The sequence below is a fragment of the Massilia putida genome, assembly GCF_001941825.1.
GTDB classification, from domain to species: domain Bacteria; phylum Pseudomonadota; class Gammaproteobacteria; order Burkholderiales; family Burkholderiaceae_D; genus Telluria; species Telluria putida.
Genome location: NZ_CP019038.1, coordinates 5,607,336 through 5,620,853, shown reverse-complemented (window position 1 = coordinate 5,620,853; position 13,518 = coordinate 5,607,336). Strand labels below are relative to the sequence as shown.

The window sequence follows — 13,518 nt, the reverse complement described above, 5'->3', positions numbered from 1 at the left end:
CCGTCATCGTGGAGAAAGTCATGAAAAAAACCCTGATCGCGCTGGCGCTCATGCCCGCGCTGGCGCAAGCCATCGACCTGGATTCGAGCGGCTCGTTAAAGCTGACCGGCTTCTATAACATTACCGGCGCCAAGGTCTTGAGCGGCGCGGCGCAAGGCGATTCGTCCCCCTGGACTTACCAACAGTGGAATTGCCCGTGCAGCATGCAGGGCTGGGAATACACGAGTGTGTACGAGAAGTCCAAGGGCTGGCAGTTCGACCAGGAATCGCTGCTGGGCTTGCAATTGCGCAAGGACTTCTCGCCCACCCTGTCGACGACCGTACAGGTCGTGGCCCGCACGATGAATCCGAACCACGGCTCGCGCCCCACCGTCGACTGGGCCTATGTCACCTGGAAGCCGTCGGAAGACTCTGCCTGGACCTTCCAGGCCGGCCGCCAGCGCATTCCGCTCTACTACTACAGCGATTATCTCTACATCGGCTACGCGTATCCCTGGGTGCGCCCGGCACCCGACGTGTACGGCTGGCCGATCTATGCATACGACGGCGCCAACGCCACCTACCGTACCCAGCTCGGCCAAAGCAACTGGGCGCTCACCGCGCACGCCTGGGCCGGCGGATTCACGCAGAAGAACGACGCCTACGACACGCGCATCTACTACACGACGCCGACGAATGAATCGTGGAAACGAATCCTCGGCAGCTATGTCGCCTTAAACAACGGCATCGTCGATGTCCGCGTCATGATGATGCACCACAACGACTCGGTCTGGCAGGACCAGAACGGCGTGCGCACCGATATCTATGCCGACCAGCCCACGCGCATCATGGGCTTGTCCGCCAACCTCGATTACAAGAACTGGCTGGTGAAGAGCGAGCTGGACCGCTTCGAACAGGTGGATGCGTCCAAGGGCATCAACAATGTCTACAAGTATGCGCTGATCGGAGTGGGCCACAGCTTCGGCAACTGGACGCCGATGTACACGTTCTCCCGCTATCGCACCGTGGCGGAGCCGATCGAGGGTCGCAATACGCAGTATGTGTCGCTGCGTTGGGATTTCGCGAAGGACGTGGCCCTCAAGGTACAGTACGACGTGTCGAAGGACCGCTCGCAGTACGCCTACAAGTTCTTCGGCGATTCGAAACACATGTCGGTGTCCCTGCAAGGCGTGTTCTGATCGCCCGACCGCCCGGGCCGCGCAAGGCGGCCCGGACGGACGTTTCACAGACGCGCGGCCGGTGCCTGCCGCCGCGCCCCTCCCCCTCGGTTGGACCACCCGCTCCGTTAGCGAACGTACGGAGGAATCCCGCGCGAACGCCTACCCTTGCCCTTCGACGTCTCAACGCAGGAGTACATCATGAGCTTTGATCTGGGCAACCTGTTGCAGCAATACCTGGGCGGTGCCAATCCGAACGTCAACCCGGCGCAGGCCGAGACCGATTTCGACCACGTGGCGCAGAACGTGCCGCGCGCCACCGTCGCGCAGGGCGTGACCCAGGCGCTCCGTTCGGACCAGACGCCGCCGTTCCCGCAGATGGTCAGCCAACTGTTCAGCAACAGCAATCCCGACCAGCGTGCCGGCATGCTGAACCATCTGCTGGCCAATGTGGGGCCGTCCATCCTGTCGTCCGTCGCGGGCGGCGCGCTCGGCAACCTGCTGGGCGCCGACCAGGCCCGCGTGTCGCCGGAACAGGCTGACCAGGTGTCGCCCGAACAGGTGCAGGAACTGGCCGCCAAGGCCGAACAGCAGAATCCGGGCATCGTCGAGCGCATGGGCGACTTTTATGCCGAACACCCGACCCTGGTCAAGGCCATCGGCGGCGCCGCGCTGGCGATCGCGCTCGGCCACATGGCGCAAGACATGCAGCGCCATTGAGCGCATCCGTCAATCACCGAAAGGATTCGATATGGGCATTCTGAGCAATATCTTCCACAAGATTTTCCCGTCCTCGCACCCTGCCGCGCAGAACAGCGGACAGGCGGACCCGGGCGCCCAGCAACGCGCCCCGCAGCCGACGCAACAGCCCACGCAGCAGCCGGCCCAGCAGCCCGCGCAACAGCCGCAGGCGGCCCCGGCCGCGCCGGCGATGCAGCAGGTCGACGTGGAAGCCGTCCTGAACAATATGCAGCAGCAATCTGGCCAGCAATTGAATTGGCGCACGTCGATCGTCGACCTGCTCAAGCTGCTCGGCCTCGATTCCAGCCTACAGGCCCGCAAGGAACTGGCCGCCGAGCTGAACTACACGGGCGATACGAACGACTCGGCCACCATGAACATCTGGCTGCACCGCCAGGTCATGAACAAGCTGGCGGCGAACGGCGGCAAGGTGCCGGCCGACCTGAAGGACTAATCGGCCAAGCTGACGTTCGCCGGCGTGCCGCACGAAAAGCAATAGCGCGTGAAAGCGTTCTTGCGCGCGCTGCATGCCGGGCAGCGGTCGAACAGGCGATGCCGCAGTGCGGGCAATGGGCGAGGTGCTCATCCTTGTAGTTCGTCGCACGCTCGCATGACGGGCATACGCTCCTGGCGATGCGGTCCAGCGCCACGTCGTAGCGCATCGTCGTGCGGCGCTGCGCGTCGGGCATGGCTTCCGCTTCCTTCTGGCGCGCCAGCCACGCGTGCAGCCAGCGGATCGCGTAGCGGCCGACGACGACCGTCATGACGATCCCGACGCCGTAGCGCACATAGCCGCCATAGCTGGGCAGATACGGCACCAGCTCGACGAAGAACGCGAACAACGCGAAGAAGATGAAGCCCCACGTGAACGGCCAATAAGTGCCGTTGCGCTTAGTCTTGAACAGCCAGCCGGCCACCAGCAGCAGCGGCAGGGTCACGGCGAGACGGATCAGGAAGACCTTGCGCGCGGCCCGCCGGGCGGCCTCGTTCGACGCTGCGCGCGCCGGTTCCAGCAGTGCCTCGCAGGCCGCATCCGCTTTCTGCTCGGCCTGCTTGGCGTCGAGCTCGACCTGCTCCTGGGCTTCGACACCGGCCAGCGCCGTGCGTTCCGCGGCGACGAGTTTGTCGAGCTCGCGGTTACGCGCGATCAGCTCCTCGTCCTGGTCCGGCCGCACCGTCGCGTGGCGGGTCGCGATCCAGTTGTCGAACGCGTCGCGCGCGCTGTTCGTGTTCGCCTGCGCGACCCGGTGTTTCTGCCGGGCCTGCTCCAGCGCCGCATCGGCCTTCTCGCGCGTCGCCCGCGCGTCCCGCATCGCAGCCTGCAGCGGCCCCGCCTTGGCCGGATCGAGGAACTGTTCGGGAGGAGGCACGGGCTCCAGGACCATGACGTTGTCGACGACCTGGTTACCGAGCCCGGTCAGGAATCCGGCAAACACGAACGCGACGAGCCACAAGGCCCGGCGCATCCATTGCTCGGTTAGGCGCAAACCCTTGCTCATGGCACTCTCCATCGATGGCGGAAGCCGCAGCTTGCCATCAATACATGGAGTGGACCATCAGAAAGCGCAAAGCCATCGCCTTGCGCTACCTCACGTCGCGTCTGTCGCTACCCGATGCGGTTTAGAAGTAAGACAAACCGAGAGCCTTGCGCACCTCGTCCGTCGTGCGCGCCGCCACCTCGCGCGCCTTCATCGTGCCTTCCTTGAGGATTTGCATGACCTGGCCCTTGTCCTTGGCCAATTCCTCGCGGCGGGCGCGGATCGGCGCCAGCATGTCCTGCAGGATGCCTTCCAGGCGCTTCTTGACGATGGAATCGCCCAGGCCGCCGCGCACGTAATGGGCCTTCATCTCGGCGAGGCCTTCCTTGTCGGTGTCGAACGCGTCGAGGTACAGGAACGCGACGTTGCCTTCCAGGTGGCCCGGGTCCGACACCTTCAGGTGCAGCGGGTCCGTGTAGACCATCTTGACCGCGGCGCGGATCTCGTCGGCGGAAGCGCCCAGGTTGATGGTATTGCCCAGCGACTTGCTCATCTTGGCCTTGCCGTCGATGCCCGGCAGGCGGCCCACTTCGGGCACGATCGCCTTGCACTCGACGAGGATGTCGCGGCCGGCATTGCGGTTGAACTTGCGCACGATCTCGTTGCACTGCTCGATCATCGGGATCTGGTCCTCGCCGACCGGCACGATCGTCGCCTTGAACGCGCTGATGTCGGCGGCCTGGCTCGCCGGGTACGTGAGGAAGCCGGCCGGGATGTCGCGCTCGAAGCCGCGCACGATGATTTCCTGCTTGACGGTCGGGTTGCGCTCGAGGCGCGCGACGGTCACGAGGTTCAGGTAATAGAAGGTCAGCTCGGCCAGTTCCGGGATCTGCGACTGGATGAGGATGGTCGATTTGGCCGGGTCGATCCCTACGGCAAGGTAATCGAGCGCCACCTCGATCACGTTCCGGTGTACCTTACCAATATCATCCATGTTGTCCGTGAGCGCCTGGGCGTCCGCGAGCATGATGAACTGGCGATATTGGTCCTGGTATGTAACGCGATTGCGGAGGCTGCCGACGAAGTGACCGAGGTGCAGCGGCCCGGTGGGCCGGTCGCCGGTCAGGATGATGGGCGTGGTAGCGGTAGGGGTTTGCAGACTCATCGAGTTTTCCTTGGGTGGTTGACCGCCCTGCCTCGATCCTGCCGCGCCAACAAAAACGCCACCTTGGAATCGAGGCGGCGTTTCGGAATACCTATCCAATTCACTGGCCGCGCGCAATCAGCGGCGCCACCAGGTGAGAACAGGATGTGGATACGAAAAATTCATGGATGGCATGGTTGCAGGTTGACGCGCCGCTGTCAACCGCCACCGTTCGAAAGCCAAAACGCTTCCCCGACTTTTTTGCCAGTTCGGGACCATGCTGGATTTTTCGTTGCAATAAAACTAACAAATTGGTGATTTATGGATTCTACGAAGAGCACGAACAGCCACGCCCGCCCTCTGGAACTCTGGGGCGGCCTCGAATGCACCGTCAACCGCGTCCGCGACGACTACTTCCACCAGCTCGACCGTAACGGCCACGCCACCAGGGCCGACGACATCGACCGTTTCGCCTCCCTCGGCATCCGCGCCATCCGCTATCCCGTGCTGTGGGAACGCACGGCGCCGGATGGCGTCCACGCCGCCGACTGGACCTGGCCAGACGCGCGCCTGAACGCGCTGCGCGCCCACGGCATCACGCCGATCGCCGGCCTGATCCACCACGGCAGCGGCCCGCGCCACACGAGCCTCGTCGATCCCGCGTTCGCCGAGCAGCTGGCCGAATACGCCGGCGCCGTCGCCGCGCGCTATCCATGGATCGAGTACTACACGCCCGTCAACGAACCCTGCACGACGGCACGCTTCGCCGGCCTGTACGGCGTGTGGTATCCGCACGGCCGCGACGACCGGACGTTCGTGCAGGCGCTGCTGAACCAGTGCCGCGCCGTCGTGCTGGCCATGCGCGCGATCCGCGCCGTCAATCCGGACGCGAAACTCGTCCAGACGGACGACCTCGGCAAGACCTACAGCACGCCCGAGATGGCGCAGGTGGCCGAGTTCTACAACGAACGCCGCTGGCTCGCGTGGGACCTGCTGTGCGGCATGGTCGGCCCGGACCATCCGCTGTGGTCGTACCTGACGAAGGCGGGCATCCCAGCCGACGACATCCTGTGGTTCCGCGACAATCCGTGCCCGCCGGACATCATCGGCGTCAATTACTACGTGACGAGCGAGCGCTGGCTCGATCACCGCCCCGACCGCTATCCGGCCCACCATCGCGGCATGGCGGACGGCATCCCGTGCGCCGACATCGAAGCGTCGCGCGCGCTCGCGACACCGACCGCCGGCATCGCCCCGCTGCTGCATGAAATCTGGGACCGGTACCACATCCCGCTGGCCGTCACCGAGGCCCACATCGACGCCAACCGCGAAGATCAGCTGCGGTGGCTGCTGGAAATCTGGGAAGCGGGCAAGGAAGTGCGCGCGAACGGCGTCGACCTGCGCGCGGTGACCGTCTGGTCGCTGCTCGGCTCGTTCGACTGGAACAGCCTCGTCACCCGCAACAACGGCTATTACGAACCGGGCCCGTTCGACGTGCGCGCGCCCGAACCGCGCGCGACGGCCGTCGCGCGCATGATGCGCGAACTGTCGTCCGGGACGCCGCTGTCGCACCCGGTGCTGCGCGGCCAGGGCTGGTGGCGCCGTCCGGGCCGCTGGCTGTGCCAGCCCGTGGCGACGCCGGATGCGCTGACGTCCATCACGGCCGACGGCCACACGCTCGTCGGCAAGGATGCGGCGCCGATCCTGATCACGGGCGCGACGGGCACCCTGGGCCGCGCCTTCGCCCGCATCTGCCGCAAGCGCAACCTCGCCTACCGCCTGCTGTCGCGCCAGGACATGGACATCACCGATCCCGCCTCCGTCGACCGCGCCCTCGACAGATACCGCCCGTGGGCCGTCATCAACACGGCCGGCTACGTGCGCGTGGACGATGCCGAGCGCGACGCCGAACGCTGCTTCCGCGAGAACGCGATCGGCCCGGCGATCCTCGCCGCCGCCTGCGCCCGCCACGGCGTGCACCTGACGACGTTCTCCAGCGACCTCGTGTTCGACGGCGCCCTCGACCGGCCGTATGTGGAAAGCGATACCGTCGCCCCGCTCAACGTCTACGGCCGCAGCAAGGCCGAGGCCGAGTTGCGCGTGCAGGACAAGCATCCGGGCGCGCTCGTCGTGCGCACGAGCGCGTTCTTCGGCCCGTGGGACAAGTACAACTTCGTCACGCTGGCGCTGGGCGCGCTGGAACGGGGCGAACCGTTCCGCGCCGCGCACGACATGGCGGTGTCGCCGACGTATGTGCCGGACCTCGTACACGCCTGCCTCGACCTCGCGATCGACGGCGAATCCGGCGTCTGGCACCTGGCCAACGTCGGCACGCTGACGTGGGTCGAGCTCGCTGAACGCGCGGCCACGCGGGCCGGCGTCGACGCGAGCCGACTCGAAGCCGTGTCGACCGAGTCGATCGGCTTCGCGGCGCCGCGCCCGCGCTACACGGGGCTGCACAGCGAACGGGGCATCCTGTTGCCGGGGATCGATCATGCGCTCACGCGCTACCTCGAGCTGCGCAACGAGATCGACCAGGAGATGGAAGAGGTGATCCTCATGGCGGAGAGCCGCCAGGCGTAATCCCGGCGCATGGTGGGCACGTTTCGTTCGCGCCCCCGGCCTCGAATGCCCGCCCGACGGCATCGCAGCCGTAGGGTGGGCGGCCTCCGCCCACGCGTTAGAATTGCCGGAACTTCTGTCCAACAAAGGCCGCCCGTGCAAGAGCAACACGCATTCCCCTTCCTGCGCGAAATCCTGCTGTTCCTCGCCCTTGCCGGCATCCTGATCCCGCTGCTGCAGCGCCTGCGCATCAACCAGGTGCTGGGCTTCCTCGCCATCGGCGCGCTCCTCGGTCCGTTCGGCCTCGGGCGCATCGCGCAGGACTTCGCCCCGCTCGGCCTCCTCACGTTCCCCAACAACGACAACGTCGCCATGCTGGCCGAGCTGGGCGTGCTGTTCCTGATGTTCATGATCGGCCTGGAGCTGTCGGCCGCGCGCCTGTGGGCCATGCGGCGCTGGGTGTTCGGCACGGGCAGCGCGCAAGTGCTGCTGTGCGCCGCGCTGATCGGCGCCGCGGCCTACTTTCTGCTCGACCGGCGGCTCGACGCGGCGCTCGTGCTGGGTCTCGTGCTGTCGCTGTCGTCGACGGCCGTCGTCATGCAGCTGCTGGCCGAGAGCCAGCGCACCGCGAGTCCGGTCGGCCAGGCCGCGTTCGCCGTGCTGATGCTGCAGGACCTCGCCGTGGTGCCGATCCTGATCCTGGTCAAAGCGCTCGGCACCGAGAATGCGGACACCAACGTCGCGGCCGTCGCCCTGCTCGCGATGGTCAAGGCGGCCGTCGCCATCGCATTGATCTATCTGATCGGCGGGAAGATCGTGCACCCGCTGTTCCGCGCATTCGCCCGCCACCGCCAGCCGGACGTGTTCATGGCCTTGATTCTCCTGTCGACGTTCGGCATCGCCGCGCTGTCCCACCTGGCCGGATTGTCGATGGCGTTGGGCGCTGATCGCCGGCCTGCTGCTGGCCGAGACGGAGTTCAAGCACGAGGTCGAGCTGATGGTCGAACCGTTCAAGGGCCTGCTCATGGGCCTCTTCTTCATGACGGTCGGCATGGGCATGGACGCGCTGCAGATCGTCGACGCGCCGCTGTGGCTCGCGTGCGCCGTGCTCGGACTCGTGCTCCTGAAGGCGGTCGTCATCGCGCCGCTGCTGCGCCTGGGCGGCCTGCCGTGGGGCCGCGCGATCGAAGGCGGCCTGCTGCTCGGCCAGGGCGGCGAGTTCGCGTTCATCGTCATCGGCTACGCGATCGCGATGAAGCTGCTGGACGGCGCCGTCGGCGCGCGCGTGATGCTGGCCGTCGGCCTGTCGCTGTTCATCACGCCGCTGCTGGCGCGGATCGGGCACGCGATCGGCGAACGCTGGGCCGAGCGCACGAGCGCGGCACCAGCGCAGGGCGACGACAGCGAACTGGATGAAGCGCGGGGCCGCGTGATCATCGCCGGCTTCGGGCGCGTCGGCCAGCAGCTGGCCAAGCTGCTCGCCGAGCAGGGCATCCCATACATCGCGTTCGAGAACGATGCGAAGCTCGTCTCGCGGCTGCATGCGGCAGGCAGGCCCGTCTGGTTCGGCAACGCGGCGCGGCCGGAGCTGCTGCGCCGCGTGCACGCTCACGAGGCGCCCGCGATCGTGCTGACGATGGACCATCCGGCATCGGCCCTGCAGGCCGTGCGCGGCATCCGGCGCGAATTCCCCCACGTGCAGCTGTACGCGCGTTCGCGCGACGAGAAGCACGCGCGCACCCTCAAGCAGGCCGGCGCCAGCGTCGTCGTGCCGGAAACGCTGGAAGCGAGCCTGCAGTTGTCGGCCTTCGTGCTCGAAGGGATGGGACTCGACGAACGCGTCGTCGACGACATCGTCGACCGCGAGCGCGACCAGTTCGTCTCCACGCTGGACGAGACGCGCCACGTATAATTCCCGCCGGGAACAATAACTCTTCAATCGGAGACAGAATGGCATCCATTCAGAACGGACCGCACAACGGTCCGGATCAACGACCCCAGGGCGCGCTGGGCCACATCCGCGTGCTCGACCTGTCACGCGTGCTGGCCGGGCCGTGGTGCTCGCAGAACCTGGCCGATCTCGGCGCCGACGTGATCAAGATCGAACGCCCCGGCGCCGGCGACGACACGCGCGCCTGGGGCCCGCCGTACGCGCCGGACGCTTCCGGCCGGCCGACCACCGAAGCGGCCTACTACCTGTCGGCGAACCGCGGCAAGCGTTCGCTCACGGTCGACATCGCGAGTCCCCAGGGCCAGGCGCTGCTGCGCGACTTGGTACGCCATTGCGACGTCGTGCTGGAAAACTTCAAGGTGGGCCACCTCAAGCGCTACGGCCTCGATTACGCATCGCTGCAGGCGATCAAGCCGGACCTCGTGTACTGCTCCATCACGGGCTTCGGCCAGGACGGGCCGTACGCGCACCGCGCCGGCTACGACTTCCTGATCCAGGGCATGGGCGGGTTGATGTCCGTGACGGGCGAGCGCGACGACCTGCCGGGCGGCGGTCCGCAAAAAGTCGGCGTCGCGCTGACCGACCTGATGACAGGCATGTACGCAACCATCGCCGTGCTGGCCGCGCTGACCCACCGCGATCGCACGGGCGAAGGCCAGCACATCGACATGGCGCTGCTCGACACGCAGGTCGCGATGCTCGCCAACGTCGGCAGCAATTACCTGAACAGCGGCAAGCGCCCGAAACGCTGGGGCAATGCGCACGCCAACATCGTGCCGTACCAGACGTTCGCATGCAGCGACGGCCACATCATCGTCGCCGCCGGCAACGACGGCCAGTACCAGAAATTCGTCGAAGCGGGCGGCCGGCCGGAACTGGCGCGCGACCCGCGCTTCGCCACCAATCCGCTGCGGGTGCAAAACCGCGACGTGCTCGTGCCGCTGCTGGCCGACATGGTGCGCGAGCGGCCGCGCGACGCGTGGATCGCGATGCTGGAAGCGGTGGGCGTGCCGTGCGGTCCGATCAACGATCTGGACGAGGTGTTCGCCAACGAGCAGGTGCGCGCGCGCGGCATGGAGTTCGCGCTGCCGCATCCGACGGCCGGCGAAGTGAAACTGGTGCGCAGCCCGATGCGCATGTCGGCCACGCCGGCGACGAGCAACCTGGCGCCGCCGCTGCTGGGCGAGCATACGGTCGAGGTCTTGCGCGACGTGCTGGGCAAGAGCGACGAGGAGATCGCCGCCCTGCGCGCGGGCGGCGTGGTGTGACGTCGGGCGGCGCGCTGCCGCACGCAGGGATCAGTGCAGCTTGTGCTTCAGGTCCGACAGCTCGGCGTGCACGCGGGTCACGGCCGCTTCCAGGTGAGCCGGCATGGTCGGCAGCGAACGGCTGATGCGCTTGGCTTCGTCGCCCATGTCTTCCAGGTTGTCCACGCATTGCTGGATGCGCTGCTGGTCGTTCGACTGCATCACGCTCTGCGCCTGCTTGGCTTCGCGCGACAGCTTGTCGATGACGTTGCGGATCTCGTCCGGTGCGTCGCCCGCCTGCTGGCAAGCCTGTTCCGCCTCTTGGATGGTTTGCTGAATATGAGTGAATCGCTGCTGGATTTCGTTTGCTTGCAACATGACGTAACTCCTTGCATTGATGGCACGTGTCCGCATCCGGCTGGGGATGCGGGGCTGGAGCGTCATGGTAGTCCTGTTGGGAATCAAGAGGCGCACGAACCGCATTGACGAGTTCGGCAGCCCACCTCGGAATTGCCGAATTTGATGACTCAAACGATTGGTGGGCACGTTTCATGTGAGGTCCCGACCTCGCATGAAACGTGCCCACCCTACGGCTGCGGTTACACGTACGGGTGGGCTCCCGAGCCCACCCTACGGTCACGGATACTCGGCGTCGATCTCGGAGCCCGCATAATTCTCGAGCTCGACGAACAATTCCTTCATCGGCACCCTGCCCGCGATATTCTGCAGCAGGATGCTGTTGCGGTAACTGGCGATGCGGTCCGCGATGATGGCCCGGTGCGGTGCCGGAATGTGTTCGAGCAGCGCGGCCCAGCCCGCGTCGAAATCGGGCTTGCCCTTGCGGACGGTCTGCACGAAGCGTTCGAATTCCTTCTGCCCCGTGCGCGCGACGATGCGCCCGCCGCCCTCGACGCCGAAGATGATCGCGAGCGCGATCACGCCTTCCGCATTCAGGTCCGGATCCTTGACGGGCCCTTCCCAGTGATGGCGGCGCAACCACTGCGCGGCACGCACGACGGCCTGCACCTCCTGGCGCTGCTTGAGCTGGCCCAGATAGCGCTCGTAGCCGGACCACGTTTCGCCCGGGTCGGCCGTGCAGATGTCGACGAACAGTTCCTTCAGGCGCCGCGCCGAGTACACGGGGTCGTTGTCGAACTCGCCGATCAACGTGTCTTCCGGCAGCGCCGCGAGTTCGCGGATCAGGCGGAAGCCCTGCTGGAACACGTATTCCGCGCCCTCGCCCAGCAGCACGTCGAGCGCGTCCAGGTCGCCCTGTTCGCCCTCCGTTTCGACGAGGTGTTCGAGGCCCAGCGACACGCAGCCGATGGTCAGCAGCTGCGCCCGCTGGATGCCTTCGGCCGTGCGGTCGTTGGTGAACTTTTCGGCCACCATCGCCGTGATGCCGGACAGCTCGTCGGCAAGGCCCGCCGCCTCGTCGTCGGCGGCATGTTGCGGGATCAGCCGGATTGCGCGGATCAGCCGGGGCAGTTTTTCGATGACGATGGCAGGCAGCATCGATGCGCTCGCTCCCGTCACGAGAAGATGTCCGTGCCCATGCTGCGGCGGCCGCTGCGGCGTTGCAGGCTGCGGACGGACGGCACTTGCTTGCGCAGGCGGTACAGCAGTTCGCGCGTGCCGCGCTGCTGGAATTCCGTCTCCTCGTCCGGATCGTCCGGCAGTTCGACGTCCGCGAGGTCGGCCGTGTTGCGGTATTCCGGGAACAGTTCCAGCAGCGAGCGCTGCCAGCCGTCCTCGCTGGCCTTGGCCAGGTCGACGGCGAGCGGCACGATGTCGCTGTCGGACGTCGTGTGCACGTTGATGTGCGGGCCGCGGTTGTTGATCTCGCCCGCCACTTCGAGGATCTCGCGCGGCGCCAGCGACCACACGATGGCGAACGCCGTCGCGCCGTAGTCGGTGGCGGACGCTTCCGTCAGCAGCTCTTGACGGCGCTCCTCGTCATCCGTCGCGTAGACGATGCCGTGGATGTGGTTGAACAGGTTCTCGGCGATGCGCTCGGGATCGTCCTCGATCATGTCGTCCGGCCACGTGGCGGCCAGGTAGGCGAGGCTTTCGGCCCAGGCCTTCGGCGGCACGAGCAGGGTCGCGACCGAGGTCTTGGCGCCGTCGAAACCGGCCAGGTGCAGCGCCGTCACCTGCGGCGGCAGCGTGGACAGCACCTCGGCCACGGCGTAGTCGCCATGCTCGTCGGCGGCCTGCGACAGCGCCTCTTCGGCGTGCTGCAGCGAGCCGGCCAGCACGAGTTCGCCGACCTGCTTGGTCAGCGCGGGCAGGTTGGATTTGTTGTCGTCGCTCATTCGCGGTCACCTCCTTCCTGGTCGAACAGCTGGGTGAACTCGTCGCCGACGGACGTTTCGTCGAGCTCCTCGTCGTCGCCTTCGTCGTCCTTCGCGAGCTGGTCGAGCGACTGGTCGTCGTCCTCCCAGCGGGCCTGGTTCTTGTACAGGAAGGCCGTCACGATGGCCTGGCGCGCCAGCTCGGGGTGGTTGTCGCAGATCGCGGCGTACATCGCGCGGCCTTCGTCGTCGCCGTCGCAATTAGCCATCGCGAACACCTTGGCCGGGTCGCCGCCTTCATAGTCATAGGCTTCGCGCATGAGGCCTTTCGGATCGGTGAAGCGGATGCGGTCGACGAGCGCGAACGCCATCATGTTGACGTCGTCGAGGCCGTCGCCATTGGCGTATTCGGACACGAGGGCCTGCACCATCATGTCGTAATTCTTGCGGTTGGGCGGGTCGCCCAGGGTGCCTTCGATCTGCCCTTCCAGCTCGCGCGACTGGAAGGCGAACTCCGGATGTACTTTTTTCATGATTGACTCGTATTCTGTTTGGATGCGTATTCAGGCCGCCAGCTCAGTTGGCTAAATTGACGCCGTTCAGGGCGAAGACCGAGCGCCACAATTCGAACGCCTCCGCCTCCGCGTCGAGCACGATGCGGTGGTTCACGCTCTGGTCGTATTCGGCACGCTTGACCGGGTCGGACAGGACCTCGTAGGCCTTCGTGACGGCCTTGAAGCGCGCTTCCGCGCCCGGTGCCTGGTTGCGGTCCGGGTGGTAGCGCATGGCCAGCGAACGGTAGACCTTCTTGATCTCGTCGTCGCCGGCATTCGGCGCGACGCCGAGGATCGCGTATAAGTTTTCCACTTGGAACTCTCCGGCTGTGGCCGAAATAACATTAAACCGAGATTATCCTATAGAAAGCGCCAACTTGACAGGCCGCT

Annotated in this window: 13 protein-coding genes and 1 pseudogene; 7 read left to right on the top strand and 7 right to left on the bottom strand. The window is 66.2% G+C overall.

Going from position 1 to position 13,518, the window contains the following annotated elements; translation table 11 throughout:
* The first annotated feature begins 20 nt into the window (after nt 1–20).
* From BVG12_RS27130 to BVG12_RS27120, 3 genes are all read left to right on the top strand, one after another.
* Complete coding sequence (locus BVG12_RS27130; RefSeq protein WP_075796584.1) at nt 21–1,178, top strand: hypothetical protein; 1,158 nt, start codon at nt 21–23, stop codon at nt 1,176–1,178.
* A gap of 180 nt (nt 1,179–1,358) precedes the next feature.
* Nucleotides 1,359–1,877 carry a hypothetical protein gene (locus BVG12_RS27125; protein ID WP_075795116.1) on the top strand — a complete coding sequence of 173 codons (519 nt, stop codon included), beginning with the start codon at nt 1,359–1,361 and terminating at the stop codon, nt 1,875–1,877.
* A 31-nt stretch (nt 1,878–1,908) separates the two neighbouring features.
* On the top strand, nt 1,909–2,352 hold the full coding sequence (locus tag BVG12_RS27120; RefSeq protein ID WP_075795115.1) for a DUF3597 domain-containing protein: 444 nt from the start codon (nt 1,909–1,911) through the stop codon (nt 2,350–2,352).
* Here the strand turns inward: BVG12_RS27120 and BVG12_RS27115 are convergent.
* Together BVG12_RS27115 and trpS are read right to left on the bottom strand one after the other, a co-directional pair.
* Nucleotides 2,297–3,397 (bottom strand): serine endopeptidase, encoded by a 1,101-nt coding sequence (locus BVG12_RS27115; protein ID WP_307189088.1) that lies wholly within the window; start codon nt 3,395–3,397, stop codon nt 2,297–2,299. The two genes, BVG12_RS27120 and BVG12_RS27115, sit on opposite strands and share 56 nt — an antisense overlap.
* A 121-nt stretch (nt 3,398–3,518) precedes the next feature.
* Complete coding sequence (trpS, locus tag BVG12_RS27110; RefSeq protein ID WP_075795114.1) at nt 3,519–4,541, bottom strand: tryptophan--tRNA ligase; 1,023 nt, start codon at nt 4,539–4,541, stop codon at nt 3,519–3,521.
* Nucleotides 4,542–4,841: 300 nt separating this feature from the next.
* Here trpS and BVG12_RS27105 point away from each other — a divergent pair, with 300 nt between their 5' ends.
* From BVG12_RS27105 to BVG12_RS27095, 4 genes and pseudogenes are all read left to right on the top strand, one after another.
* Nucleotides 4,842–7,103: a family 1 glycosylhydrolase gene (locus tag BVG12_RS27105; protein ID WP_075795113.1), complete on the top strand. Its 2,262-nt coding sequence runs from the start codon at nt 4,842–4,844 to the stop codon at nt 7,101–7,103.
* Between the two features lie 9 nt (nt 7,104–7,112).
* Nucleotides 7,113–8,355, top strand: a pseudogene (locus BVG12_RS35345) (cation:proton antiporter domain-containing protein); the annotation flags it as partial.
* Nucleotides 8,335–8,994, top strand: a complete 660-nt coding sequence (locus tag BVG12_RS35340; protein ID WP_370662853.1) for an NAD-binding protein — start codon at nt 8,335–8,337, stop codon at nt 8,992–8,994. The pseudogene BVG12_RS35345 and the gene BVG12_RS35340, both read left to right, overlap by 21 nt.
* 38 nt (nt 8,995–9,032) lie before the next feature.
* A complete protein-coding gene (locus tag BVG12_RS27095) occupies nt 9,033–10,301 on the top strand; it encodes a CaiB/BaiF CoA transferase family protein (protein ID WP_075795112.1) in 1,269 nt (422 codons plus the stop codon).
* A 30-nt stretch (nt 10,302–10,331) separates the two neighbouring features.
* On the opposite strand, the gene BVG12_RS27090 is transcribed toward BVG12_RS27095, so the two are convergent.
* The 5 genes from BVG12_RS27090 to BVG12_RS27070 all read right to left on the bottom strand — a co-directional run bounded on the left by BVG12_RS27090 (nt 10,332) and on the right by BVG12_RS27070 (nt 13,441).
* Nucleotides 10,332–10,658, bottom strand: coding sequence for a hypothetical protein (locus tag BVG12_RS27090; RefSeq protein ID WP_075795111.1), 327 nt, complete (start codon nt 10,656–10,658; stop codon nt 10,332–10,334).
* 258 nt (nt 10,659–10,916) lie between these two features.
* Nucleotides 10,917–11,795, bottom strand: a complete 879-nt coding sequence (locus BVG12_RS27085) for a hypothetical protein (protein WP_075795110.1) — start codon at nt 11,793–11,795, stop codon at nt 10,917–10,919.
* 17 nt (nt 11,796–11,812) lie between these two features.
* The gene (locus tag BVG12_RS27080) at nt 11,813–12,595 is read right to left on the bottom strand and encodes a hypothetical protein (RefSeq protein WP_075795109.1); all 783 of its coding nucleotides are present in this window, start codon (nt 12,593–12,595) and stop codon (nt 11,813–11,815) included.
* On the bottom strand, nt 12,592–13,107 hold the full coding sequence (locus tag BVG12_RS27075; protein WP_075795108.1) for a hypothetical protein: 516 nt from the start codon (nt 13,105–13,107) through the stop codon (nt 12,592–12,594). The genes BVG12_RS27080 and BVG12_RS27075 overlap by 4 nt, the downstream gene beginning before the upstream one ends.
* Before the next feature lie 43 nt (nt 13,108–13,150).
* Nucleotides 13,151–13,441: a DnaJ domain-containing protein gene (locus BVG12_RS27070; RefSeq protein ID WP_075795107.1), complete on the bottom strand. Its 291-nt coding sequence runs from the start codon at nt 13,439–13,441 to the stop codon at nt 13,151–13,153.
* Between the last annotated feature and the right edge of the window lie 77 nt (nt 13,442–13,518).

Bases quoted from the DNA above. Each gene is read 5' to 3' on its own strand.
- BVG12_RS27130 (WP_075796584.1), top strand. From the start codon at position 21: ATGAAAAAAACCCTGATCGCGCTGGCGCTCATGCCCGCGCTGGCGCAA.
- BVG12_RS27125 (WP_075795116.1), top strand. From the start codon at position 1,359: ATGAGCTTTGATCTGGGCAACCTGTTGCAGCAATACCTGGGCGGTGCC.
- BVG12_RS27120 (WP_075795115.1), top strand. From the start codon at position 1,909: ATGGGCATTCTGAGCAATATCTTCCACAAGATTTTCCCGTCCTCGCAC.
- BVG12_RS27115 (WP_307189088.1), bottom strand. From the start codon at position 3,397: ATGAGCAAGGGTTTGCGCCTAACCGAGCAATGGATGCGCCGGGCCTTG.
- trpS (WP_075795114.1), bottom strand. From the start codon at position 4,541: ATGAGTCTGCAAACCCCTACCGCTACCACGCCCATCATCCTGACCGGC.
- BVG12_RS27105 (WP_075795113.1), top strand. From the start codon at position 4,842: ATGGATTCTACGAAGAGCACGAACAGCCACGCCCGCCCTCTGGAACTC.
- BVG12_RS35340 (WP_370662853.1), top strand. From the start codon at position 8,335: ATGAAGCTGCTGGACGGCGCCGTCGGCGCGCGCGTGATGCTGGCCGTC.
- BVG12_RS27095 (WP_075795112.1), top strand. From the start codon at position 9,033: ATGGCATCCATTCAGAACGGACCGCACAACGGTCCGGATCAACGACCC.
- BVG12_RS27090 (WP_075795111.1), bottom strand. From the start codon at position 10,658: ATGTTGCAAGCAAACGAAATCCAGCAGCGATTCACTCATATTCAGCAA.
- BVG12_RS27085 (WP_075795110.1), bottom strand. From the start codon at position 11,795: ATGCTGCCTGCCATCGTCATCGAAAAACTGCCCCGGCTGATCCGCGCA.
- BVG12_RS27080 (WP_075795109.1), bottom strand. From the start codon at position 12,595: ATGAGCGACGACAACAAATCCAACCTGCCCGCGCTGACCAAGCAGGTC.
- BVG12_RS27075 (WP_075795108.1), bottom strand. From the start codon at position 13,107: ATGAAAAAAGTACATCCGGAGTTCGCCTTCCAGTCGCGCGAGCTGGAA.